A 23186-nucleotide genomic window follows, 5' to 3' on the forward strand; every position below is an offset into this window, starting at 1 on the left:
TGGGGGGCGCGAGGGTCGTCGCGGGCGTTCCGCGACCTCGCGGCCGGCGGTCGACGGACCGGAGGTCGGCCGCGGGCGGCGTCCCCGGCCCCGGAGGCGTGCGGGCCCAGGGGCGTGGATCTGGGGGCGTCCGACCGTTCCTCGCCGATCGCGGTGAACGGGGAGCCGAGGGTTCTTGCCGAGCGCGGCGGCCTGCGGGCTCGGGGCCTGCGGATCGGGCCTGCGGGGGCGGGGCGCCGATCCCTGGTCGGCGGGGCCGCGGGCGGCGGCGCCCGCCTCGACCTCCGTCGACCGTCGTCGCGACCCGCCGACCCGAACCGCTTGCAATGAAAATCGTTTTCATACAAGACTCGGGGGCATGGCCGGATCCGGCCGCCACGACCCGGGAGAGACCCAGGAGAAAGGACCTGCCATGTCCCTGACCGTCAGCGACGACCTGCTGCGCCGGGCCCGAGACGGCGAGGTGCGCGACGCGGACTTCCTGGCCTGCGTGCGCGACTCGCTCCCCTACGCCTGGCAGGTGATCAGCGAGGTCGCCGAACGTTCCCGGAAGGCCCCCGACGGCTTCGCCGACAACCAGGTCCCGCCGCCGGACGAGGCCGCCCGCGGTCAGCTGCTGCGGGCGCTGGCCAGCGACGCCATGCGCGGCGCCCTCGAGCGTCACTTCGGCGTCCGCCTGGCGTTCCAGAACTGCCACCGCGTCGCCGCGTTCGTCCCGGACGCCCCGGGGACCGCCCAGCGGTACGCGGAGTTCGTCTCGCCCCGCGCCCAGCTGCTCAACCAGTCCCCCGAGCTCGTGGACTGCTGAGCAGCCGCCGTCCCCCGGGCCCGGGCGGGCGGGGCGCGGACGCCGCCCGGGCTCGGGGGCGCCCTCGCGCAGGGCGTGCGGCGGATCTGCGCGCATGAGGGGGCGCTGCGCGGGTACGGCGTCGCCACGACCCCGTCGCGGGGAGCGCGGCGGGACCACCAGGCGCAGGGCGGGGGGCATGCCGCAGGTCAGGCCGCGGACCGATGAGGAGACGCTGCTCACCAGCCTGAAGCGGGTGGCGAGCCTGCTGAAGGAGGCCGGCGTCGGCTTCGCGCTGGCCGGCGGCTTCGCCGCCTACACCAGGGGAGCGGCGATCTCCACCCACGATGTGGACTTCGTGCTGCGGGAGCGGGACGTGGACGCGGCGGTGGCCGCGCTGACCGCCGCCGGGATGCGCCGCCTGGAGACCCCGGAGGACTGGCTGGCCAAGGTGTACGACGGCGACCGGCCGATCGATCTGATCTTCCGGCCGTCGGGGCGTCCGGTGGACGATGAGCTGCTGGCCCGGGCCGAGGAGCTGCCGGTGGCGGCGGTGCACATGCCGGTGCTGGCGGCCGACGACCTGGTGGTGATGCGACTGCTGGCGTTCACCGAGACGGCCTGCGACTTCAGCGGCTTCCTGCACGTGTGCCGGGCGCTGCGCGAGCAGGTGGACTGGCCGAAGGTGGCCAAGGAGACGGCGCACTCCCCTTATGCGTACGCGTTCTTGACGCTGCTGCACCGGCTGAAGGTGATCGAGGGGGACTTCCTGTGACCAGAACCGAGGACGTGCCGCACTACCTGGTCGAGCACATCCGCGCCCGGGTCGCCGAGGAGGCGCACGAGCTGGGCGTCCAGGTGGACGTCCGGGAAGGGAAGGTCTATCTGCGCGGCCGGGTGATGTCGTCGGAGCGCAGGCGCGACGTCGAGGAGGCCGCCCGCGCCGCCGCGCACGGGCACCCGGTGTGCAACGAGGTGTCGGTGGTCTCCTCCAGGGAGCCCGACGAAGGCGAGCAGGAGCGCCTTTCATGATCCGCGTCGCCGCGGTCGGTGACATCCATGTGGGCGCCGACACCGCCGGCCGGTACCGGCGGCACGTCACGGGCCTGGCCGGGCACGCCGACGTGCTGCTGGTCGCCGGGGACCTGACCCGGCACGGCACCGTCGAGGAGGGCCGGGTCGCGGTGGAGGAGCTCAAGGACGCCCCGGTACCGGTGATCGCCGTGCTGGGCAACCACGACCACCACAGCGACGCCCAGGACGAGATCGCCGCGATGCTCCGGGACGCCGGGATCATCGTGCTGGAGGGCGACGGCGCGATCGTCGACTGCGACGGCGTCCGGCTGGGCGTCGCCGGCGGCAAGGGGTTCGGCGGCGGATTCCCGGGCCGCAGCGCCGGGGAGTTCGGCGAGCGGGTGATGAAGGAGTTCGTCCGGGAGACCCGGAGCTTCTCCGAACGCCTGCGGCAGGCGCTCACGGAGGTGAACGAGGCGGGCGCGGACGTCACGATCGCCCTCACCCACTACTCGCCGATCAAGGAGACGCTGGCGGGGGAGCCGCTGGAGATCTATCCGTTCCTCGGCAGCTATCTGATGGCCGAGGCGATCGATGAGGCGGGCGCCGACCTGGCCGTCCACGGGCATGCCCATCTGGGCAGCGAGAAGGGCGTCACCTCCGCCGGCACCCGCGTCCGCAACGTCGCCCTCCCGGTGCTCGGGCAGGCGTACGCGGTCTATTGCCTGGAGCCGGCCGCGACCCGCGCCTGAGCGCCGGGCGGCCTCCCGCAGCGGCCCGGGCGACCCCGCATCCGCCTCCGCGGCGGCTCACCCGCCCTCCAGGGGACGGCGCAGCATGTCCACGACGGCGCGTTCGACCTCGCCCTGGGTGGCGAGCTCCCCGAAGTCGGCCCCCTCGCCCAGCGCGGTCAGGGCGGGGGCGACGGTGACGCCCCGTTCGTACCAGGCGATGACGCGCGCGTCGATGTAGGAGGCGCGCGCCACCGCCGGGGTGTTGCCCAAGTAGTCGGCGACCTCCCGGACGACCCGGCTCACCGCCCTCCTGCGGGCCGCCTCGCCGGTCGCCGCCTGCGTCGAGACGGCCAGTCCCACGGCGGCCAGCACGGTGGCGTGCCAGGTGCGGAAGTCCTTGGCGGTGAAGCCGCCGCCGGAGACCTCGCGCAGATAGGCGTTGATGTCGGCGGAGGTCACATCGCGCCGGCCGCCGTCCGGCGACCGATAGGCCAGCAGCTCCGGACCGTCGTCCCGGCGCCGCTTCAGGGCGCCGACCACCCGGCACACCGCCTCCTCGGCGACCGCCTGATGGCGGTCCTTGGCGCCCTTGGCCGGGTACTCGAAGATCACTTCGTTGCGGCGGCAGGTCACGTGCTCGCGCAGCACCGTCGCCATCCCGAACGTGCCGTTCTCCTCGGCGTACTCCTCCCCGCCGGCCCGGAAGAACCCCAGGTCGATCAGCCGGACGGCGGCGGCCAGCACCCGATCCCTGGTCAGGCCCCGCCCCGACAGGTGCTCGGCGACCCGGGCGCGGACGGCCGGGAGCGCCTCGGCGAAGTCCAGCACCCGGTCGTGCTTCTCGCGGTCCCGTCGCTCGCGCCACCGCGGGTGGTACAGGTACTGGCGGCGGCCCGCGGCGTCGGTGCCGACGGCCTGGATGTGCCCGTCGGGGTCGGGGCAGATCCACACGTCCCGCCAGGCCGGCGGGATCACCAGGTCCTCGACCCGGGCCGCCGTGGAGGGCGGCACCGGACGCCCGTCGGCGTCCAGGAGGCGGAACCCCCGCCCGTGTCGGCGCCGGGTGATGCCGGGGGCGGAGGGGTCGCTGCGGTTGAGCTCCATCCCTCCTGGGATCCCCGGGGGTCATGTTTGAAACCCGGTGACCGGTGACGTACTCGCCATGGCCGACAACCGAGACAAGCCCTTGGCGGACCGGCGGGCCGAGGCCGCCGGCGCCGCCGACGACGACGCCCAGGAGCCGTACGAGGTGCCGGACATCGGCGGCGAGCATCAGCCGAGCCCCACCGATCCGCCCAACGCGCCGGAGGAGGCGCCCGGCGGCGAGGCCGAGGGGTATCAGCCGCAGACCCGCACCCCGTAGCGTTCCGGGGCGCCCACGCGCCGCGGCGGCGGCCCCGCGGGGCGACCCCGCGTCATGGCCGCGTGCCACGGGGCGCGATACGGCCCCGTGGCGCGCCCCCGCGCACGGCCCTGCGCCAGGGTCCCGCAGCACGGTTCCGCGGCGCGCGGGGGCGGTCGGCGCGGCTGAGGAGCGCGGGGCCCGGGGGCGGGAGGCGGGCCGGCGGGCGCGGGCTCAGCCCGGGTGGATCTCCCCGCCCGCCGGGACGAGGGTCTGGCCGGTGTAGTACGACGAGAGCCGGTCGCTGGCGAAGAACACATACGACGGGGCGATCTCGTCGGGCTCGGCGGCCCGCCCCATGGGGGCCTGCCGTCCGAACGTCTCCACCTTCTCCTCCGGCAGGGTGGCCGGGATCAGCGGCGTCCACACCGGGCCGGGGGCGACCGAGTTCACCCGGATGCCCCGCTCCATCAGGTGCTGGGCCAGGGATTGGGCGAGGTTCATCGCCGCGGCCTTGCTGGCGGCGTAGTCGATCAGCGACGCGTTGCCGCGCAGCCCGTTGATCGAGCCGGTGATCACGATGGACGAGCCCTTGCCGAGGTGGTCCAACGCCGCCTGCACGGTCCACAGCAGGCTGAAGACGTTGACGGTGAAGGTCCGGAGCAGCTGCCGGTCGTCGATCTGGCGCAGGTCCTGCACCGGCTGCTGGGTGCCGTGGTGCAGCACCAGCACGTCCAGCCCGCCGAGGCCGCGGGCGGCGTGCTCGACCACCTCGCGGCAGTGCCGCTCCTCGGCCATGTCGCCGCCCAGCGTCAGGCAGCGGCGGCCCTCCTGTTCGACCAGTGCGGCGGTGCGCCGGGCGTCGGCGTCCTCGGACAGGTAGGTGATCGCCACGTCGGCGCCCTCTTTGGCGAACGCCACGGCGACGGCGCGGCCGATGCCCGAGTCGCCGCCGGTGATCAGGGCGCGTCGTCCCTCCAGCAGCCCGCTGCCGGTGTAGTCGCGCATCTCGTCGCGCGGGCGGGGTGTCATATCTCCGCTGCGGCCGGGGTAGGGCTGCTGTTGGGCGGGTCGTTCGCTCATGGGGTCCCCGCTGCTCACTCGGTGACAAGATCGCGTCGCCGGAGTCGTCGGCGGATGAGCCGGCGGACGGTCCGCGGCGGCTCCGCGGCGACTTCACGGCGCCAAGGCGCATCCCCCTTGGACACGGGGTCAAACATTCCCGGTAGTTTGACCCCTGGGTAACATCAACCCGAACGACATTCGGTCCCTGACGTAAGGTGCTGCTTATGGACCTGAACGGAGTCTCCGCCGTCATCTCCGGTGGTGCGAGCGGTCTCGGTGAGGCCACCGCCCGCGACCTGGCCGGCCACGGCGTCAAGGTCGTCATCGCCGACCTGAACGAGGACAAGGGCAAGGCGCTGGCCGACGAGATCGGCGGCGTTTTCGTCAAGACCGACGTCTCCGACGAGGGGCAGGTGCAGGCCGCGGTGCAGGCCGCGGTGGACACCGGCGCCCCGCTGCGCATCATCGTCAACAGCGCCGGCATCGGCTGGGCCGAGCGCACCGTCAACCGCGACGGCTCCCCGCACAACCTGGCCACCTACCAGAAGGTCATCGCCGTCAACCTGATCGGCACCTTCAACCTGATGCGGATCGGCGCCGCCGCCATCGCCAAGACCGAGCCCGCCGACGCCGACGGCCAGCGCGGCGTGGTGATCAACACCGCCTCCGTCGCCGCCCTGGAGGGCCAGACCGGCCAGGTGGCGTACTCGGCGTCCAAGGGCGGCATCGTCGGCATGACGCTGCCGGCCGCCCGTGACCTGTCGGTCATCGGCGTCCGGGTCAACACCATCTGCCCGGGCATCATCGACACCCCGATCTACGGCGAGGGCGAGGCCGCCGAGGCGTTCAAGGCCAAGCTGGTCGCGCCGGTGCAGTTCCCCAAGCGGATGGGCCAGCCCGCCGAGTTCGCGCACCTGGTGCGCGCGCTCATCGAGAACGACTACATGAACGGCGAGGTCATCCGTTTCGACGGCGCCATTCGCTTCCAGCCCAAGTAAGGAGGGGCAGGCATGTCCGACGCGGTACTGACCGAGACCGATGGCGCCGTCCTCGTCATCACCATCAACCGCCCGGAGGCCAAGAACGCGGTGAACGCCGCGGTGGCCCAGGGCATCGCCGCGGCGCTCGATGAGCTGGACAACCGCAAGGACCTGTCGGTGGCGGTGCTCACCGGGGCCGGCGGCACGTTCTGCTCCGGAATGGACCTGAAGGGCTTCCTCAAGGGCGAGCTGCCGTGGGCCGAGGGCCGCGGATTCGCCGGCATCGTGGAGAAGCCCCCGGCCAAGCCGATCATCGCGGCGGTCGAGGGCTACGCGCTGGCCGGCGGCTGCGAGGTCGCGCTGGCCTGCGACATGATCGTCGCCTCCAAGGAGGCCAAGTTCGGCCTGCCCGAGCCCAAGCGCGGGCTGGTCGCCGCCGGCGGCGGGCTGCTGCGGCTGCCGCAGCGGATCCCGTACCACATCGCCATGGAGATCGCGCTGACCGGCGACTTCTACGGCGCCGAGCGGATGGCCGAGCTGGGCTTCGTCAACCGGCTGACCGAGCCCGGCCAGGCGCTGGAGGGCGCCCGGGAGCTGGCGCTCAAGATCGCCGAGAACGCTCCGCTGGCGCTGGCCGCCACCAAGCGGATCATCGTCGAGTCGCCGACCTGGCCGGCCGACCAGGTGTGGGTCAAGCAGGGCGAGATCACCGGCCCGGTGTTCACCTCCAAGGACGCCCAGGAGGGGCCGAAGGCCTTCGCGGAGAAGCGCAAGCCGGTGTGGAAGGGCGAGTGATCGCCTGACCCGGCATCGGAACGCCCCGGCCGCACGGCCGGGGCGTTCTGCGCTCCTCACGTGCTCCTCCCGGGCCCGTTCCGCGCCCGCCCCATCCGCCCCCGTCCGCGGCTCCTCCCGCGGCCCGTCCCGGGCGTGCTCCGCGCCCGCTCTCACGCCCTCCCCGCCCCGCCCCGCGCCCGCTTCACCGCCCTCAGCGGGCTTTCGGCGGGCTTTCAGGATGCGTTCAGGTTCGCCGGCCAGCCTGGGCATGATGGACAAGGGGAGAGTGGTCTCGTGAACGAGCGCGCCGCGCCGGCGGCCCGCCTGCTGGTGGTCGAGGACGACGCCAACATCCTCGAACTGCTGGCGGGCAGCCTGCGCTTCGCCGGGTTCGACGTGGTCACCGCCACCAACGGCACCGCCGCGGTGGAGGCCGCGCTGCGGCACCGGCCCGACCTGATCGTGCTGGACGTGATGCTGCCGGACCTCGACGGGTTCGCCGTGGTGCGGCGGCTGCGGTCGGGCGGCGCCCGGACGCCGGTGCTGTTCCTGACCGCCCGGGACGCGGTGCAGGACCGCATCACCGGACTGACCATCGGCGGCGACGACTACGTCACCAAGCCGTTCAGCCTGGAAGAGGTCATCGCCCGCATCCACGCGGTGCTGCGGCGGACCCGCGGCGAGCGGCCCGCACCCTCCCCTCGGCTGGTGGTCGCCGACATCGAGCTGGACGACGACGGCCACCAGGTGTGGCGGGCGGGACGGCCGATCGCGCTGTCGCCGACCGAGTTCAAGCTGCTGCGATACTTCATGACCAACGCCGGACGGGTGCTGTCCAAGGCGCAGATCCTCGACCACGTGTGGAACTACGACTTCCGCGGCGACGCCGGGATCGTCGAGTCCTACGTCTCGGCGCTGCGTCGCAAGGTCGACAACGCCGAGCCCAGGCTCATCCACACCCTGCGCGGGGTCGGATACGTGCTCCGCCCGCCCCAGGGGTCATGACCGTCGCGGCGCTGCACCGCCTGTCGGCCCGCGTTCCGCTGCGGGTCAAGCTCATCGCCGCCATGCTGGCGCTGGTGCTGGCGGGTCTGGCGGTGATCGGCGTCGCCGGGGTGTCGGTCCTGCGCAGCCATCTGATCGCCCGTGCCGACGAGCAGCTGCGGCAGGCCACCGCCCGGCTGGTCGACCAGCTCTCCCGGCCGCTGGTCGACCCGGACGGGCGGATCATGCTGCGGGTGCCCGCCGACATGTACGGGCAGGTCCGCGCCCCCGACGGCACCGTGCGGACCGAGACCCAGGCCCCCTGGATCACCGGGAGCCCGCGCCTTCCCGAGGATCTCGGCGGCCGGTACGACGAGCCGTTCACCGTCTCGGACACCGGCGGCGGCCCCTCCTGGCGGGTGATGGCGGTCCCCGTGGTGGGCGGCGGCAGCGTGGTCGTGGGCGTCAGCCTGGGCGAGGCCGACCGCACCGTGCGGCGGCTCATCGCCATCGACCTGGTGGTGGGGGTGACGGTCCTGCTCGTGCTGGTCGGGGCGGGGGTGTGGATGGTCAGCGCCAGCCTGCGCCCACTGGAGGCGATCGAGGAGACCGCCGAGGCCATCGCCGCCGGCGACCTGTCCCGCCGCGTCCCGCACGCCGAGCCGGGCACCGAGGTGGGGCGGCTCAGCAGATCCCTGAACGGGATGCTCGCCCAGATCGAGGCCGCGTTCCGGGCCCGCCAGATCTCCGAGGCCGCCGCCCGCGAGTCCGAACGCCGGATGCGCCGCTTCATCGCCGACGCCGGTCACGAGCTGCGCACCCCGCTCACCGCCATCCGCGGCTTCGCCGAGCTGTACCGGCAGGGCGCCGCCCGCACCCCCGAGGAGATCGACCGTCTGCTCGGCCGCATCGAGGACACCGCCGCCCGGATGGGTCTGCTGGTGGAGGATCTGCTCCTGCTGGCCCGGCTGGACCGGCAGCGGCCCCTTCGGCTGAGCCCGGTCGACCTGCTGGCCGTGGCCGCCGAGTCCGTCCAGGAGATCCGCGCGGTCGCCCCCGACCGCACCGTCGAGCTGTCCGTCGAGGGCGGCATGGCCTACCAGGTGATGGGGGACGAGCCGCGGCTCCGCCAGATCCTGGGCAACCTGCTCAAGAACGCCGTCACGCACACCCCCGCCGGCACCCCGGTGGAGGTGCGGCTGCGCCCCGGGACCTCCGCCGAGCGGCACGAGCTGCACGCCCGCGGCGCCCCGCCCGGCACGCCCGCCGTGGTCTGCGAGGTCATCGACACCGGGCCGGGCCTCACCCGCGAGCAGGCCCATCGGGTCTTCGAACGCTTCTACCGGGCCGAGGAGTCCCGCAGCCGGCAGGACGGCGGCACGGGGCTGGGGCTGGCCATCGTCGCCGCCCTGGTGGCCGCGCACAACGGCGTCGTCCAGCTGGAGACCGCCCCGGGCCGGGGCGCCGCCTTCCGGGTGATCCTGCCCCTGTGGGAGGAGGGCGTGCAGCCGGACGATCCGCCGCCCGTGCCGGAGGCGGATCGGGCCCCTCCGTCGACCGCCCCCCGCCCGCCGCACGGCCCCTCTCCGGCGGACGATCCCGGCCCGTCGACCGATCCCCGCACCCCGGACGGCCGGCGGTGAACGCCCCGTGCGGTCAGGCCGCGTCGGCCTTGATCTTCAGTCGGGGCTTGTTCTCCTTCTCGGCCAGCCTCCGCAGCATCTTGCGGGTCTGGTGCATGTAGATCTCCCGCGGCAGGGTGCGGATCCGTTCCGGCAGCCGCGGGTAGATCAGCGACAGCGTCATCATCAGCAGGTGGAACTGGAGCTCGCGGAGCCTGCCGTACTTCCAGCCGTACTGCTCGCGGATCGGCGGCGGCATCAGGCCGTGGGTGATGAGCCGGATCACGATCATCGAAGGCCGCATGAACCACGGCAGCCTGGTGGGGTGCAGCACTCCGTCGGCGATGTGCCGGGACGCGTCGCTGATCTTCAGGGTGTTGACCATGTGGGCGTAGTACTCGCGGAAGTCCCGGTAGGTGGCCGGCATCCGCTCCTCGGGGCAGCCGAGGATCGTCGCGTAGATCTTGGCCTGCTGGTAGTACTCCTCCAGCTCCTCCTCGGTGAACCGGCGCCGGAACAGGATCTGGTAGGTCTGCGCGGCGACCGCGAACAGCGTGGCGGCCACCCAGACCTGCAGCTCGGGGTCGTTGGCGTGGTAGCCGGGCCCGACCACCCGGTCGTGCATCCGGGTGACGATGGCGCTGATCCGCTCGGCCTCCTCACGGCTGCCGAACGCCACCATGTAGACCCATCCCATGGTGTTGCGCAGCCGGGTCATCGGGTCGTCGAACGTGTAGCTGTGGTCATGCACCCCCTGCGCGACCTTGGGGTGGGAGGTCTGCAGGAGGGAGGCGGCCCCGCCCGCCGCGATCAGCAGCCCCTCTTTGGTGACCGTGCGGATGATGTCGTCGTCCGTGAACAGCCCGTCGCTCATGGCACGAGTGTAAGTAACCACTTTCTTCGCTCGCCAGTGCGCACTGACGAAAATCGAACGACATGGACCACGACGAGGGGAGATAATCGGGCGCATGCCCACCGTCGTCCGCGTGCGAGGCTCGGTCGTCATCCCCGAGACCGAGCTGCGCTGGCGTTTCTCCCGTTCCTCGGGACCCGGTGGGCAGCACGTCAACACCAGCGCCACCGCCGTCGAGCTCTCCTTCGACGTCGCCGGCTCTCCGTCGTTGCCCGAGCCCTATCGGCGCCGGGTCCTGGAACGGCTGGCCAACCGCATCAGCGGCGGCGTGCTGACCATCCGCGCCGAGGAGCACCGCTCCCAGCAGCGCAACCGCGAGGCCGCCCGCCGGCGGCTGGCCATGCTCCTGCACGAGGCCACCGCCCCGCCCCCCAAACCGCGCCGCCCCACCAAACCCAGCCGCCGCGTCCACGAACGCCGCCTCAAGGACAAACGGCACCGCGGCGAACTCAAGCGCTCCCGCTCCGCGCGCTGGTACTGAGCCCGGCGCCGGGCGGAGCGGGCGCCCCCTCGACCGAAGGACGGCCCGGCGGCCGCCCCCTCGTCACTGGAGCGAACGGATGGCCCGCATGGCCTCGCGGCGGGTCTCGCCCTTGAGCACGTCGATGTACAGACCGCCGCGCAGGTGATAGCTCTCGTGCTGCAGGCAGCGGGCGAAGTAGCCGGTGCCCTCCACGCGCACGGGAGAGCCCTTGTAGTCGACGCCCTCCACCACCGCGTGCGCGTACCGGGGAGTGGGGAAGTGCAGCCCGGGGACGGACAGGCAGCCCTCGTTGTCGGTGATGATCTCGCCGTCCTCGACGACCAGGACGGGGTTCACCACATGGCCCACGTGGCGGCGGCCGTCGTCGTCCTCGCAGTCGTAGACGAACACCTGGCGGGACACGCCGATCTGGTTGGCGGCCAGCCCCACGCCCTCGGCGGCGTACATGCTGGCGAACATGTCGTCGATGAGGCGCTTGAGGGCGGCGTCGAACTCGCGCACCGGATCACAGGAGGTGCGCAGCACCGGATCGCCCAACGTGCGGATCGGCCGCACCGCGCCACGGCCCTTGCTGTCGGTCACGGTCAAAGCCTATTGACCTTCCGCCGGCGCCGGGTCCCCGGCGTCACGGCCCCGGATCACGACCCCCGCCCGCGGCGCCCGGTCGGGCCGCGAGGAGGCCCGACCGCCGGGCCCCGCCCTGCGGGACCGGGCCCGCACGGGGCGCCGCGGACCCTGCGGGCCCGGACACCGTCGACCGCAGCCGACCGGATGCGCCGCCGTGCGCACGGCGGCGCATCCGGTCACAACCCCCGACTCCCGGTCCGACCGGCGGCCCGGCGTCAGGCGTCGGCCGTCGGGGCGGACGGCGCCTGACCGGGCAGCGGCCGAGGACCCTCCAGCTCGTTGAGGTCGTCCAGGACGATCTTGTCGTCCAGCGCGTTGGCCGGCGGCGGCACCGTGGGCGCGGGCTCCGGCGCCGGAGCCAGGTCCGGCTTGGTCGGTGCGGGCTCGGCGGGCGCGGGCGGCGCGGCCACGGCGTGCTTGGGCGCCGGAGCCTGCTCCGACTCGGCGGGCGCCGGCTGCGCCGGCTGGGCGGCCTTGGCCGGCTGCGCCGGCTGAGCCGACGGAGCGGGCTTGGCGAGCTTGGCGGGCTGGGCGGCCTTGGCGGACTGCTTGCGCGAGCCGGCGGTCCGGCTCACCGCGTCGTCGACCATCTTCTCCAGCGGGCCCGCCTCGTTCTCGGCGCGCAGCAGGCCGGCCAGCGTCTCGTGGATCTCGGTGAGCCGCTGCAGCGCCTGGGTGTGCGTGCGGGTCAGCTTGTCCAGCCGCTGGGTGGCGTCCTCGTTGATCACGCTGGCCCGGCGCTCGGCCGTGGTCAGCGTGCGCTCGGCCTCCAGCCGGGCGGTGGAGACGGTCTGCTCGGCCTCGGCCTTGGCCGCCGCCAGGATGGCCTCGGCCTCCTGCTTGGCGGTGTTCAGCACCTGCCCGGCCTTCTCCTTGGCCTCGGCCACGTCCCGGGAGGCCGCCTCGCGGGCCTCGTCGATGATCCGCTGCGACTCGGCCTCGGCGTCCTTGCGGATCTGCTCGCCCTGGGCCTCGGCCTCGGCCACCTTGTCGCGCGCCTCTTCCTCGGCCAGGTTGATGATCTGCCGGAGCCGCTCGCTCAGGTCGTCGCCGGTGGGCTTGCGGGCCTCGCGCAGCTCGGCCATCTCCCGCCGGGTCCGCTCGACGTCGTCGAGCGCGCGGGCCAGCCTGGCCTCCAGGTCGCGGATCTGGTTCTGGTACTTGGTCTTGAGATCGCGCAGGCGGTCCTCCACCTGACGGCGGTTGTAGCCGCGCATCACGATCTCGAACTCCTCGTCCTGCTGGAGGAGGTTCGGCAGGATTTCTGCTTCGTTGCTCATGGGCCTAAGGGGGTCGTTGGCGGGGCATGCCCCGTCAAGGGGGTCGGAGTCGACGGTCGGCGGGCGGGGTGGAACCCGCTCGGGAACCTCTGTAGTAGCACACAGATGTCAAGAGTCGACTCTCGCCCCGACCGCCCCGCCTGCGCAACCGGAATGCCCGTTCTCGCTGCGATTTCTTCGTCTCGGAGCGTGACGGCCGGACGCCCGGTGCGGTCATGGGCGACAGGGGCTCGGGCGAGGAGGCGACGCGGCCCTTCCCTACGATCGCCGTCATGAGTCAGATGAGCTACGTGGGGTCGCTGGGCTCCGACAAGCCGAACATCCACCCCCAGGCCTGGATCGCCCCCGGCGCGGTGGTCGTCGGCAAGGTGACGCTGGGCCGGTCCGCCAACGTCTGGTACGGGTCCGTGCTGCGCGGCGACGACGAGCAGATCATCGTCGGCGACGAGTGCAACATCCAGGACCTGTGCTGCCTGCACGCCGACCCCGGGATGCCGGCGATCCTGGAGGACCGCGTCAGCCTGGGGCACAAGGCGATGGTGCACGGCGCCCATGTGGAGACCGGCTCGCTGATCGGCATCGGCGCGATCGTGCTGAACGGCGCCCGGATCGGCGCGGGCACCCTGGTCGCGGCGGGCGCGCTGGTCCCGCCCGGCAAGCAGATCCCCTCCGGGGTGCTGGTCGCCGGCGTCCCCGGCAGGGTCGTGCGGGAGCTGAACGACGACGACCGCCTGGTGCTGGAGCACACCTGGCAGGTCTACGTCCGCAAGGCGGAGCATCACCGCACCTCCGCGTCCTGGGACTCCGCAGGCTGACCGTCGATCGGCCGGCGAGGGGACGGCGGCCGGGCGGCCGTCCCTTTCACGGCGCTGTGACCGGCGCCGGACACTCCGCGGTGATATGCGGCGGTGCCCGGGACGCGGCGGAACTACCATGACCACGTGGTGTGGGGACCGGGATACGGGGCTCCGCCCCCGATGGGGCAGGGTCTGGCGGCACCTCCGATGGGGCAGGACCCGTTCACGGCGGCTGAGCGCGACACGAGATCGATGGTGTCCGCCGGGTGGTGGCCGTCGGCGCCGCCGCAGCAGCGGCAGCATGCGATCGCGGGGCGCATGCTCGTGCTGCCCGACGGCACGTGGTGGGTGTTCGGGGCGTGGGCCCGCTGGTACCGGAGGCACCCGTCCGACGGCCAGTGGTACCTGTGCCCGCCGCCGCAGTCCCCCGCCACCCGCATGTCGGCGCGGCCCGCCCAGCACGCCGGGCGGCCCCCCGAGCTGCCGCCGCACGTGCTGCCCGCCGGGCCCGACTTCGCCTACCGGGCGCCCGCCCCGCTGCCGTTCGTGGGCCGCTCCCTCTCCTCCGACGTGACCGCGCGGATGCGGGCCACCATCGAGCAGGCCGCGGCGCTGCCCGCCGCCGACTACCCGCACTGGTGGTCGCTGTTCACCCAGGAGACTCCCGGCACGGTCGCGGTCACCTGGGGCGTGATGCTGTGGTGCGCGGTCGCCCCGGTCTTCGACTCCAAGCTCGACGCGCAGCTGCTGGAGCTGTGGTCGCCGTACCGGGTCAAGCCGCTGCCGACCGTGGACGGGCCGCGCTGGCTCACCCCGCCGCCGCTGGAGGCGGTGGTCGCCCTGTACTCCGAGCGCCTGCGCGCCGGGCGGGTGGACGCGGCGGTGTCGGTGCTGCGGACCATGTGGGCGACGGCCAGCGTGCTGCGCGACGACCCCAGGTTCCAGGCCCGCGCCGACGCGCTGATGGCGATCGTGGGCACCACGCTGGCCAACCCGCAGGTCGACTACGGCGCCCTCTCCTACGGCGACCAGGCCATCGTCCAGCAGTGGCTGACCCGCTGCCCGCCGAACCTGGCGCCCGCGCTGCGCGCCGAGAGCTCCCCGGGCGACAACGTCCGGCACGCCTTCTACGAGCTGGCCGAGGCGGTCGTCCCCATCGCCGGGGACCCCGCCGATCCCGGCTACATCGAGCCGCGGCTGGTGGCCGCCGCGCTGATCGCCGCCGACCTGGCCAAGGTGCGGCAGGACGTCGCGGGCAGGGTCGTGCCGTGGCTGGACCCGGAGATCCGCTACACCATCCAGGCCGTGCAGACCCAGCCGGGGCACCCGCTGCGCCGCCTGTGGCCGCAGAACGCCCGGCTGCCCGAGCCGCTGCACGGCAACCTCAAGGGCGCCTCCTCCGACGGCGCCGAGCCGCTGCTGGCCGCCGCCTACGCCGCCGACCTGGCCTGGTGCCGGCTGGCGGGCATCCCCGCCCGGCCCCGCGGATTCCCGGTGCCCACCGCGATCCTGGCCGAGATCATCGGCACCACGCGGGCGCGCGCCGCGAGCACGGCCGCCCCGATGACCCCGCCGCCGGGGGCGGCGCCGTCGCTGCAGACCCCGGGCCAGCCGGGGCTGCCCGCCCCCGGGTTCCCCGGGGCCGCCCCGGGAGGCGTCGTCGCCCCCGGCGGCTCCGCGGCCCCCGGCGGCTCCGGGCACCAGCCCGACCCGGGCCACCCGTTCGTGCAGGCCCCCGCCCAGCCGGAGCCCGCCCCCGAGCCGCCCGCCGCCTCTCCCGCCGGCCCGGGCCCGGCGGACGCGGGACAGGCGTTCGGATCGCCGGGCGTTCCCGGCGCCGCCGCCCCGGCGCAGCCGTTCGGTCCCGGCGGCGCGCCCGGCGGTCCCGGGCAGATCGCCCCGCCGGATCCGCTGCCGGGCACCGAGAACGGCGAGGAGGAGCAGGGCGACGGGTTCGTCGTCCCCTACACCCAGCTGGGCTTCGCGCCCTCCACTCCCCCGCAGCAGCAGCAGTGGGAGCAGCAGGCGCAGCAGCAGAACCAGGCCCCGCCGCCCCCGCCCGCCGACCAGGGGTTCCAGCAGCCCGGACAGCCGGGCGGAGCGCCCGTGGGGGCGCCCGGCCCGCAGCCGGGCATGCCCGCGCCCGGCCCGCAGCCGGGACCGGACGCTCCCGCCGCCTCGCCCATGGCGGCGCCCGGGCCGCAGCCCGAGGCGCCGGGCGGCCCGGTGAACGTCCCGCCGAACGCCGACCCCCTGGCCACCAGGGTCGAGGACGGAGGGGGAGCGGCTCCCGCGGGAGCGGCCGCCGCGCAACCGCCGCGCACCAAGATCCTGCGGCCGGAGGACATCGCCGACGCCGAGGCCGCCGAGTCCCCGCCGGCGGCGCCCGACTCCGGCGAGGTCGGCTCGGGGACCCGGATCATGTCCGAGACGATGATCGGGGACTTCGAGTTCNCCCGGATCATGTCCGAGACGATGATCGGGGACTTCGAGTTCCTCAACGAGGCGCCGCCGATGCCCGCCCGGCCGGTCGACCAGATCGACCCGCCGGAGAACCGGACGGACCGGCGCCGGGTCGTGGAGCGCTACGGCATCGCCTTCGTGTCCGGCGAGGAGGACGTCAACGTTCTGCTCGACGAGGTGCGCGACCACCCGGCCTGGTCGGCGGGGGCCGCGTGGGACATGGAGGCGACCCGCGTGGACGGCCGGCCGGCGGGGCCCGCCCCGGACATGGAGGCGACCCGCGTCGACGGACGGCCGGCGGAGGGCGCCCCGCCCAGCATCCTGCTGGTCGGCAGCCCGCACACCGGACAGCGCCGGCTGGCCCGGATGATCGCGCTCGCCTTGGCCGAGGCCGGGATCGGAGACGCCGCGATCCGCACCGCCGACGCCGCCGACGTGCGCGGCGCCTCCCCCGAGCAGCTGGCCGCGGTGCTGGAGCCGGGCGGCCCGACCCTGCTGTTCGAACGGCTCGACGCCGCGCTGCTGGAGGCCGCCGACCCCGAGGCCATGATCCGGGTGGTGCGCTCGGTGCGCAGCCGCCCCGGGCGGACCACGCTGATCGCCACCTGCGAGCCGCGCCACTTCAAGCGTCTGCAGCAGGACCACCCCGCGCTGGTGGAGGTCTTCCGGACCTACCGGCTGCCGGACTTCGGCCGGGTGGAGAACCGGATGACCCTGCTGTACGTGCTGGCCGAGGAGCGCCGGGTCACGTTGGGGCCCGACGCGCTGGAGGTCGCGGAGCGGGATCTGGAGCGGTTGCGCGGGCCGGGCGACCTGGTCAACGCCCGCCTGGTGGAGGCGTATCTGGACCAGGCCTGCCAGCGGCACCTGGACCGGGCCGGCGCCGCGCAGCACCGGCTGGTGCTGGCCGCTCAGGACTTCTCCGGCGTCGCCGAGGCCATCGAGCCGGCGCTGCGTCCGCCCGGCGACATCGACGGCTACCTCGCCCAGCTGGACGCCCTGATGGGGCTGGAGGAGGTGAAGGCCGCCGTCGAGGAGCTGGTCGCCGACGCCGAGGTCGAGGCCGAGCGGGCCCGGCACGGCGTCCCCACCCGCCGGCAGGACCGCCATCTGCTGTTCCTCGGCCCGCCCGGCACCGGCAAGAGCACGGTGGCCGGGCTGGTGGGCGGCATCTACGCGGCGCTCGGTCTGCTGGACTCCGGTCATGTGGTGGCCTGTCGTCCGGTGCACCTGACGGGCCGGGACGCCCTCGACACCGAGACCCGGGTGGCCGGGATGGTCGACCAGGCGATGGGCGGGGTGCTGCTCATCCAGGAGGCCTCCCGGCTGGACCGCACCCCCCGGGTGGTGCACGAGCTGCTGCGGCACCTGGACGAGCGCGCCGACCGGTTCCTGATGATCTGCACCGACCGGGCCGCGGAGATGGAGGGCTTCCTGGCCGGGAACCCGGCGTTCAAGGCGCGGTTCGGCCGCACCCTGGAGTTCGTCGGGCTGGACGACCGGCAGCTGGTCCAGCTGTTCCAGAGCTACGCCGAACGCGACCTGTATCTGCTGGACGAGGAGCTGCGGGTCGAGCTGCTGGCGCGGTTCGCCCGGATGCGCGAGAGCCCCGACTTCGCCTACGCCCGGACGGCGCGTCAGCTCTTCGAGCAGACCGTGGCGCGCCAGGCGGCCCGGCTGGCCGGGGCCGACGTCAACGCCGCCACGGTGGCCCGGCTCACCGCCCGCGACCTGCCCGAGTCCCCGCTGGAGCAGGTCATGGGCGACTTCCGGCCGGAGCAGTAGGCCCGATCGGGGGGTCCGGCACCACCCGTCCGCGGTGGTGCGCACCCCTCGTACGGGTGGCCACCGAATGGTCCTCTTGGGTCATGTGTCGTCCCGCTCTTCCCGCGTAGCCTCATTGGTGGGTGTGGGAACGACGAGCTCAACTCCCCGCGCACGCGGGGACGCCCCAGGGAGGTGGACGCGATGCCCCAGCGGATCGACCTGCGCGTCCACGACCGTGTCGCGCTGGAGGAGATCGAGCTGTACTCCGAGATCCTGAGCGCGGTGGCGGCGGCGGAGCGGCCGCTGACCACCGACGAGATCGACATGGTGCTCGGAGTCCGTTCGCAGGACGGGACCGGTCGTCGTGAGCTGACGTCACAGTAGTGCAGTGGATCGTCCCCGAACGGCCGGGGCGCCGCCCAGAGCCTGGGCGGCGCCCCGGCCGTTCGGTATCCGATCGACGGCGCCGCCCCGGTATGGGCGGCATTTTGTAAGCAATCTCACGCTTCTTCGCCGAACGCCCACACGATCATGATCTGGGATGGTTGGACCGGTCTGTGGGCAAAGGACCTGTCTGGTGACCTACCGCCCTTGCCGCAGGCACTTCCGGCCGTCTCGGATGTCGACGTGTGCCTGTTGTGGACGGGGGCAACCCTTTGAGGGAGGGGTTGGGGACAGCCGGGAGAACAAGGGGGGAAGGTTCTTTTTCAGGCTGGCAACGCCTACGATCTCTGCGGATCGTTCCGGCACTTCAGGAGTATGACGTGCGACTGCGTCTCACGCCGCGTGAGGACAGCTTCTACGACATGTTCGCGAACTCCGCGAACAACCTGGTCACGGGGGTCAGGCTGCTCGTGGAGCTCATCAGCGACGGCAGCGATCGGGAGGCCATCGCGGAGAAGCTGCGCGCGTGCGAGCACGCGTGTGACGAGGCGACTCACGCGATCGTGCACCGGTTGAACGAAACCTTCATCACCCCGTTCGACCGGGAGGACATCCATGCTCTGGCCGTCCGCCTCGACGACGTGATGGACGAGATGGAGGAGGCCGCCGACCTCGTCGTGCTGTACAAGATCGAGCAGCTCCCCAGGGAGGTCGTGCAGCAGGTGGAGGTCCTCGAACGGGCCGCCGAGCTGACCGCCGAGGCGATGCCCCGGCTGCGGTCCATGAAGGAGCTGAACGAGTACTGGATCGAGATCAACCGCCTGGAGAACCAGGGGGACCAGATCTACCGGCGGCTTCTGGCGCGCCTGTTCGGCGGCGACTACGACGCGCTGACGGTGATGAAGCTCAAGGACGTGATCGACCGGCTGGAGGGGGCTGCGGACGCGTTCGAGCACGTGGCCAACACCGTCGAGGCGATCGCGGTCAAGGAATCATGACGGCCGCATGTCGGACGGGCCGTACCGCGACCCGGGAGGCGCGGCTGTGAGCGCACGCGAGGTGAGCGCACGCGAGGAGCCACGTGAAGAGCCGCGCGAGGGGGCGCGTGGGGGGCACGGCGCGGTGCTGACCCCGACGCCGCCGAGCACGACATCGGAACCGCCGTCGCTGAGCGAGCAGGCGTCCCGGGTCTCCCGGAAGGCATGGCTGGGGCTGCTGGCCCTGGTCGTGGCGGTGGTGGCCGCCGGGGCGCTGGGGCTGCGGGCCGATCATCAGACGGCCGTGCTGGTGCTGGTCGTCGTGATCGCGCTGGGCTTCGACTACACCAACGGCTTCCACGACGCCGCCAACGCCATCGCGACCTCGGTGTCCACCCGGGCGCTCACCCCACGCGCGGCGCTGCTGATGGCCGCGGTGATGAACCTGCTGGGCGCGCTGCTGGGGGTGGAGGTCGCCAAGACCGTCAGCGAGGTGATCACGCCGCCGGCCGGGCTGCACGGGCTGACCGTGGTGGCCGCGGGAGTGCTCGGCGCCATCACCTGGAACATGATCACCTGGTACTTCGGGCTGCCGTCCTCGTCCTCGCACGCCCTGATCGGCGGGGTGGTGGGCGCCGGCCTGGTCTCGGCGTCCTCGGTGAGCTGGGGCACGGTGGTGGAGAAGGTCGCCGTCCCGATGGTGGTCTCTCCGGTCGTCGGCTTCTGCCTGGCGTACCTGGTGATGGTGGCCATCTTGTGGATCTTCCGCCGGGCGCATCCGGGCCGGGTGGGCCGCCGATTCCGGATCGCCCAGTCGCTGTCGGCGGCGTCGATGGCGCTCGGCCACGGCCTGCAGGACGCCCAGAAGACCATGGGCATCATCGTGCTGGCCCTGGTCACCACCGGCCATTCGGACGGTGAGGGCGTGCCGCTGTGGGTGGTGCTGGCCTGCGCCGGCGCGCTGGCGGCCGGCACCTACGCCGGCGGCTGGCGGATCATGCGCACCCTGGGCCGCCGGGTGATCGAACTGGACCCGCCCAAGGGGTTCGCCGCCGAAGCGACGGCGTCGTCCATCCTCTACCTGACCGCGTACGTCTGGCACGCTCCAATCTCGACCACCCACACGATCACGTCCTGCATCATGGGCGTCGGCGCCACCAAGCGCCTCTCGGCGGTCCGCTGGGGCGTGGCCGGCAACATCGTGGTGGCCTGGATCCTCACCATGCCCATGGCCGCGACGGTCGCCGCCGTCATCTACTGGGTCGTCCACCTGTTCGGGGCCTGAGGCTCCGCCGGGCCCGCACGAGGCCTCCTTCGAGCCCGAAGAGCGCCGGGCGCCCGCACTCGGGGCGCCCGGCGCCTTCGCGTCCGGCGGACCCGCCGGCCGGCGCACCGCCGCGGGCGGGCCCGGTTTCCGCGGCGATGCGGTCACGTCCGCCGGGTCGCCCGCCGGCGGACGGCTCCCGGCGGGCGACCCGGCCTCCCGCGGCCCGAGGGCGCGGATCAGCCGAACCGGCCGGTGATGTAGTCCTCGGTGGCCTTCTGGGAGGGGTTGGTGAAGATCTTGCCGGTGTCGTCGATCTCGATCAGCCGGCCCGGCTCGCCGGTGCCGGCGATGTTGAAGAACGCGGTGCGGTCGCTGACCCGGGCGGCCTGCTGCATGTTGTGGGTCACGATCACGATGGTGTACCGGCTCTTCAGCTCGGCGATCAGGTCCTCGATCGCCAGCGTCGAGATCGGGTCCAGCGCCGAGCAGGGCTCGTCCATCAACAGGACCTGGGGCTCGACCGCGATGGCGCGGGCGATGCACAGCCGCTGCTGCTGGCCGCCGGACAGGCCGGCGCCCGGGCGGTGGAGCCGGTCCTTGACCTCGTCCCACAGGTTGGCCCCTCGCAGCGACCGCTCCACGATCTCATCGAGCAGGGACTTGCGGCGGACGCCGTTCAGCTTCAGCCCGGCGGCCACGTTGTCGTAGATCGACATGGTGGGGAACGGGTTGGGCCGCTGGAAGACCATGCCCACCACCCGGCGGACCGCCACCGGGTCCACGCCCGGCCCGTACAGGTCCTCGTCGTCCAGCAGCACCTTGCCCTCGACGCGGGCGCCCGGGATCACCTCGTGCATCCGGTTGAGGGTGCGCAGGAACGTGGACTTGCCGCAGCCGGAGGGGCCGATGAACGCGGTGACGGACCGGGGCTCGATCGTCATCGAGATGTCCTCGATGGCGCGGACCCGGCCGTAGTAGGCGTTCAGCCCGGAGACTTCGATGCGCTTGGCCATGAGGTCGACTCCTATCGGGACACGGGCTTGCGGAGCCGGGACAGCAGCCGTGCACCCAGGTTGAGCAGCATGATGATCAGGATCAGGGTGAGCGCGGCGGCCCAGGCCCGCTCGACGGCCTGCGGGTTGGGGTCGCCGGCCTGGTACCAGATGAACGTCGGCAGCGAGCCCTGCGGTCCGGAGAAGGGGTTGGCGTTGATCGCGTCGGTGATGAAGATCAGCAGCAGCAGCGGGGCGGTCTCGCCCATCACCCGCGCCACCGCCAGCATCACCCCGGTGACGATGCCGGGCAGCGCGGTCGGCAGCACCACGAAGCAGACGGTCCGCCACCGCGGCACGCCCAGCGCGTACGCCGCCTCCCGCAGGTCGCCCGGGACCAGCAGGAGCATCTCCTCGGTGGCCCGCACGACGGTCGGCAGCATCAAGATGGCCAGCGCCAGCGACCCGGCGAAGCCGGAGTAGTCGAAACCCAGCGCCAGCAGCCAGAACGCCAGCACGAACAGGCCCGCCACGATCGAGGGAATGCCGGTCATCACGTCCACGACGAAGGTGATGACCTTGGCCAGCCGCCGGCCCCGGCCGTACTCGACCAGATAGACGGCGGTCAGGACGCCCAGCGGCACCGCCATCGCCGAGGTCAGCCCGACCTGCTCCAGCGTGCCGACGATGGCGTGGTTGGCGCCGCCGCCCTCGTCGCCGCTGGACAGCCCGTTCATCGAGTGCGTCAGGAAGGTCGGGTCCAGCCGCTCCAGGCCGCGGCCGATCACCATCCACAGCACCGACACCAGCGGCACGATCGCGAGCACGAACGCCGCGTAGACCAGCGCCTGCACGACCTTGTCGGCCGCCCGTCGGCGGAAGGAGATCTCCGGCAGGGTGCCGCCGCCGGTCGGCGCCTCGCCGCGTTCGCCGGTCATGACGCTCATGCGAACTCCTTCCGACGGGCCACGATCAGCCGGGCGGTCATGTTGACGATCAGGGTGATCACGAACAGCACCAGGCCGGAGGCGATCAGGGCGCCCCGGCCGGTCTCGGTGGCCTCGGCGAAGCTGTTGGCGATGTTGGCGGCGATGGTGTTCCCGCCGTCGGCGAGGATGTGGATGCTGATCCCGGACGCGGTGGACAGCACCATGGCGACCGCGATGGTCTCGCCCAGCGCCCGGCCCAGCCCCAGCATCGCGGCGCTGATCATGCCGGAGCGGCCGAACGGCAGCACCGCCAGCTTGATGACCTCCCAGCGGGTGGCGCCCAGCGCCAGGGCCGCCTCCACATGGGAGCCGGGAACCTGCAGGAACACCTCGCGGGTGATCGAGGAGATGATCGGCAGGATCATGATCGCCAAGATCACCGAGGCGGTGAGCAGCGACCGGCCGCCCACGCTGTCCCCGCCGAACAGCGGGATCCAGCCGAAGTAGGCGTTCAGGAACCGGCCGACGTCGTCCATCGTGGTGTTGAAGTAGTGCAGGCCCCACAGGCCGTAGACGATGCTGGGCACCGCGGCCAGCAGATCGACCAGATAGCCGAGCCCGGCGGCCAGCCGGCGGGGCGCGTAGAAGGAGATGAACAACGCGATCCCGATCGCCACCGGCGTGGCCATCACCAGCGCCAGGAACGACGACATCACGGTCCCGAACGCCAGCTGGGCGATGCCGAACACCGGCGGGTTCGCGTTCGGGTTCCACTCCTGCTCGGTCAGGAAGTCGGCCTCGTTGGCCTGCAGCGCGGGGACGGCCTTCCAGATCAGGAACACCCCGATGGCGACCATGACGGCCAGCAGCAGGACGCCCGAGCCCTGGGCGGCCAGCGCGAAGAGCCGGTCTCCGAGCCGGCCGGTGCTCCGCGGGGGCCCGGCGACGCCGTCGTCTCGGGCGAAGCCCGCCCGGGAGCCTATGTCGATCTCGCTGGTCAC

23 protein-coding genes are annotated in these 23186 nt (G+C 73.1%); 15 read left to right on the top strand and 8 right to left on the bottom strand.

What is annotated here, in order from left to right; genetic code table 11:
- Positions 1-412 precede the first annotated feature (412 nt).
- The 4 genes from EIO00_RS12600 to EIO00_RS12615 all read left to right on the top strand — a co-directional run bounded on the left by EIO00_RS12600 (position 413) and on the right by EIO00_RS12615 (position 2553).
- Entirely contained in the window at positions 413-808 is a 396-nt protein-coding gene (locus tag EIO00_RS12600) for an SCO5389 family protein (protein ID WP_140178422.1), read from the top strand.
- Between the two features lie 178 nt (positions 809-986).
- Entirely contained in the window at positions 987-1562 is a 576-nt protein-coding gene (locus tag EIO00_RS12605; protein WP_140178425.1) for a nucleotidyltransferase, read from the top strand.
- The gene (locus EIO00_RS12610) at positions 1559-1819 is read left to right on the top strand and encodes a BON domain-containing protein (RefSeq protein ID WP_140178428.1); all 261 of its coding nucleotides are present in this window, start codon (positions 1559-1561) and stop codon (positions 1817-1819) included. Before EIO00_RS12605 ends, EIO00_RS12610 begins: the two co-directional genes overlap by 4 nt.
- A complete protein-coding gene (locus EIO00_RS12615) occupies positions 1816-2553 on the top strand; it encodes a metallophosphoesterase family protein (RefSeq protein WP_140178431.1) in 738 nt (245 codons plus the stop codon). The genes EIO00_RS12610 and EIO00_RS12615 overlap by 4 nt, the downstream gene beginning before the upstream one ends.
- 57 nt (positions 2554-2610) lie before the next feature.
- Here the strand turns inward: EIO00_RS12615 and EIO00_RS12620 are convergent, their stop codons facing one another.
- The gene (locus EIO00_RS12620) at positions 2611-3639 is read right to left on the bottom strand and encodes a DNA topoisomerase IB (RefSeq protein ID WP_140178433.1); all 1029 of its coding nucleotides are present in this window, start codon (positions 3637-3639) and stop codon (positions 2611-2613) included.
- 58 nt (positions 3640-3697) lie between these two features.
- Between EIO00_RS12620 and EIO00_RS12625 the strand changes: the two genes are divergently transcribed.
- Positions 3698-3898 (top strand): hypothetical protein, encoded by a 201-nt coding sequence (locus EIO00_RS12625; RefSeq protein WP_140178436.1) that lies wholly within the window; start codon positions 3698-3700, stop codon positions 3896-3898.
- A 213-nt stretch (positions 3899-4111) separates the two neighbouring features.
- On the opposite strand, the gene EIO00_RS12630 is transcribed toward EIO00_RS12625, so the two are convergent.
- Positions 4112-4960 (bottom strand): SDR family oxidoreductase, encoded by an 849-nt coding sequence (locus EIO00_RS12630; RefSeq protein ID WP_140178439.1) that lies wholly within the window; start codon positions 4958-4960, stop codon positions 4112-4114.
- 206 nt (positions 4961-5166) lie between these two features.
- Between EIO00_RS12630 and EIO00_RS12635 the strand changes: the two genes are divergently transcribed.
- The 4 genes from EIO00_RS12635 (at position 5167) to EIO00_RS12650 (ending at position 9326) form a co-directional block, all read left to right on the top strand.
- Positions 5167-5940: an SDR family NAD(P)-dependent oxidoreductase gene (locus tag EIO00_RS12635; RefSeq protein WP_140178442.1), complete on the top strand. Its 774-nt coding sequence runs from the start codon at positions 5167-5169 to the stop codon at positions 5938-5940.
- A gap of 12 nt (positions 5941-5952) precedes the next feature.
- Positions 5953-6717 (top strand): crotonase/enoyl-CoA hydratase family protein, encoded by a 765-nt coding sequence (locus tag EIO00_RS12640; RefSeq protein ID WP_140178445.1) that lies wholly within the window; start codon positions 5953-5955, stop codon positions 6715-6717.
- Between the two features lie 276 nt (positions 6718-6993).
- Entirely contained in the window at positions 6994-7704 is a 711-nt protein-coding gene (locus EIO00_RS12645) for a response regulator transcription factor (RefSeq protein WP_140178448.1), read from the top strand.
- Entirely contained in the window at positions 7701-9326 is a 1626-nt protein-coding gene (locus EIO00_RS12650; protein ID WP_206664123.1) for a sensor histidine kinase, read from the top strand. The genes EIO00_RS12645 and EIO00_RS12650 overlap by 4 nt, the downstream gene beginning before the upstream one ends.
- A gap of 13 nt (positions 9327-9339) precedes the next feature.
- Here the strand turns inward: EIO00_RS12650 and EIO00_RS12655 are convergent, their stop codons facing one another.
- Positions 9340-10179, bottom strand: a complete 840-nt coding sequence (locus EIO00_RS12655; protein WP_140178451.1) for an oxygenase MpaB family protein — start codon at positions 10177-10179, stop codon at positions 9340-9342.
- Positions 10180-10273: 94 nt separating this feature from the next.
- Here EIO00_RS12655 and arfB point away from each other — a divergent pair, with 94 nt between their 5' ends.
- A complete protein-coding gene (gene arfB / locus EIO00_RS12660) occupies positions 10274-10699 on the top strand; it encodes an alternative ribosome rescue aminoacyl-tRNA hydrolase ArfB (RefSeq protein WP_140178453.1) in 426 nt (141 codons plus the stop codon).
- A 63-nt stretch (positions 10700-10762) separates the two neighbouring features.
- On the opposite strand, the gene def is transcribed toward arfB, so the two are convergent.
- Together def and EIO00_RS12670 are read right to left on the bottom strand one after the other, a co-directional pair.
- A complete protein-coding gene (gene def / locus EIO00_RS12665) occupies positions 10763-11284 on the bottom strand; it encodes a peptide deformylase (protein WP_338325923.1) in 522 nt (173 codons plus the stop codon).
- A gap of 260 nt (positions 11285-11544) precedes the next feature.
- Positions 11545-12609, bottom strand: a complete 1065-nt coding sequence (locus tag EIO00_RS12670) for a hypothetical protein (protein WP_241661306.1) — start codon at positions 12607-12609, stop codon at positions 11545-11547.
- Between the two features lie 272 nt (positions 12610-12881).
- Between EIO00_RS12670 and EIO00_RS12675 the strand changes: the two genes are divergently transcribed.
- The 5 genes from EIO00_RS12675 (at position 12882) to EIO00_RS12695 (ending at position 20282) form a co-directional block, all read left to right on the top strand.
- Complete coding sequence (locus EIO00_RS12675; RefSeq protein ID WP_140178459.1) at positions 12882-13424, top strand: gamma carbonic anhydrase family protein; 543 nt, start codon at positions 12882-12884, stop codon at positions 13422-13424.
- Between the two features lie 3447 nt (positions 13425-16871).
- Entirely contained in the window at positions 16872-17654 is a 783-nt protein-coding gene (locus tag EIO00_RS25990; RefSeq protein WP_241661307.1) for an AAA family ATPase, read from the top strand.
- 183 nt (positions 17655-17837) lie between these two features.
- The gene (locus EIO00_RS12685; RefSeq protein WP_140178465.1) at positions 17838-18020 is read left to right on the top strand and encodes a hypothetical protein; all 183 of its coding nucleotides are present in this window, start codon (positions 17838-17840) and stop codon (positions 18018-18020) included.
- Positions 18021-18400: 380 nt separating this feature from the next.
- Complete coding sequence (locus EIO00_RS12690; RefSeq protein ID WP_140178468.1) at positions 18401-19018, top strand: DUF47 domain-containing protein; 618 nt, start codon at positions 18401-18403, stop codon at positions 19016-19018.
- Positions 19019-19232: 214 nt separating this feature from the next.
- A complete protein-coding gene (locus tag EIO00_RS12695; RefSeq protein ID WP_479681607.1) occupies positions 19233-20282 on the top strand; it encodes an inorganic phosphate transporter in 1050 nt (349 codons plus the stop codon).
- Positions 20283-20500: 218 nt separating this feature from the next.
- Here the strand turns inward: EIO00_RS12695 and pstB are convergent, their stop codons facing one another.
- From pstB to pstC, 3 genes are read right to left on the bottom strand one after another with little or no spacing between them, the layout of a single operon-like run.
- On the bottom strand, positions 20501-21277 hold the full coding sequence (gene pstB / locus EIO00_RS12700; protein ID WP_140178470.1) for a phosphate ABC transporter ATP-binding protein PstB: 777 nt from the start codon (positions 21275-21277) through the stop codon (positions 20501-20503).
- An 11-nt stretch (positions 21278-21288) separates the two neighbouring features.
- Positions 21289-22203 (bottom strand): phosphate ABC transporter permease PstA, encoded by a 915-nt coding sequence (gene pstA, locus EIO00_RS12705; protein ID WP_140178473.1) that lies wholly within the window; start codon positions 22201-22203, stop codon positions 21289-21291.
- Entirely contained in the window at positions 22200-23186 is a 987-nt protein-coding gene (pstC, locus tag EIO00_RS12710; protein WP_175596203.1) for a phosphate ABC transporter permease subunit PstC, read from the bottom strand. The genes pstA and pstC overlap by 4 nt, the downstream gene beginning before the upstream one ends.

It is taken from the genome of Thermomonospora catenispora, assembly GCF_006363815.1.
Lineage (GTDB): Bacteria > Actinomycetota > Actinomycetes > Streptosporangiales > Streptosporangiaceae > Thermomonospora > Thermomonospora catenispora.

Bases quoted from the DNA above. Each gene is read 5' to 3' on its own strand.
- EIO00_RS12600 (WP_140178422.1), top strand. From the start codon at position 413: ATGTCCCTGACCGTCAGCGACGACCTGCTGCGCCGGGCCCGAGACGGC.
- EIO00_RS12605 (WP_140178425.1), top strand. From the start codon at position 987: ATGCCGCAGGTCAGGCCGCGGACCGATGAGGAGACGCTGCTCACCAGC.
- EIO00_RS12615 (WP_140178431.1), top strand. From the start codon at position 1,816: ATGATCCGCGTCGCCGCGGTCGGTGACATCCATGTGGGCGCCGACACC.
- EIO00_RS12620 (WP_140178433.1), bottom strand. From the start codon at position 3,639: ATGGAGCTCAACCGCAGCGACCCCTCCGCCCCCGGCATCACCCGGCGC.
- EIO00_RS12625 (WP_140178436.1), top strand. From the start codon at position 3,698: ATGGCCGACAACCGAGACAAGCCCTTGGCGGACCGGCGGGCCGAGGCC.
- EIO00_RS12630 (WP_140178439.1), bottom strand. From the start codon at position 4,960: ATGAGCGAACGACCCGCCCAACAGCAGCCCTACCCCGGCCGCAGCGGA.
- EIO00_RS12635 (WP_140178442.1), top strand. From the start codon at position 5,167: ATGGACCTGAACGGAGTCTCCGCCGTCATCTCCGGTGGTGCGAGCGGT.
- EIO00_RS12640 (WP_140178445.1), top strand. From the start codon at position 5,953: ATGTCCGACGCGGTACTGACCGAGACCGATGGCGCCGTCCTCGTCATC.
- EIO00_RS12650 (WP_206664123.1), top strand. From the start codon at position 7,701: ATGACCGTCGCGGCGCTGCACCGCCTGTCGGCCCGCGTTCCGCTGCGG.
- EIO00_RS12655 (WP_140178451.1), bottom strand. From the start codon at position 10,179: ATGAGCGACGGGCTGTTCACGGACGACGACATCATCCGCACGGTCACC.
- arfB (WP_140178453.1), top strand. From the start codon at position 10,274: ATGCCCACCGTCGTCCGCGTGCGAGGCTCGGTCGTCATCCCCGAGACC.
- EIO00_RS12670 (WP_241661306.1), bottom strand. From the start codon at position 12,609: ATGAGCAACGAAGCAGAAATCCTGCCGAACCTCCTCCAGCAGGACGAG.
- EIO00_RS12675 (WP_140178459.1), top strand. From the start codon at position 12,882: ATGAGTCAGATGAGCTACGTGGGGTCGCTGGGCTCCGACAAGCCGAAC.
- EIO00_RS25990 (WP_241661307.1), top strand. From the start codon at position 16,872: ATGGGGCTGGAGGAGGTGAAGGCCGCCGTCGAGGAGCTGGTCGCCGAC.
- EIO00_RS12685 (WP_140178465.1), top strand. From the start codon at position 17,838: ATGCCCCAGCGGATCGACCTGCGCGTCCACGACCGTGTCGCGCTGGAG.
- pstB (WP_140178470.1), bottom strand. From the start codon at position 21,277: ATGGCCAAGCGCATCGAAGTCTCCGGGCTGAACGCCTACTACGGCCGG.
- pstA (WP_140178473.1), bottom strand. From the start codon at position 22,203: ATGAGCGTCATGACCGGCGAACGCGGCGAGGCGCCGACCGGCGGCGGC.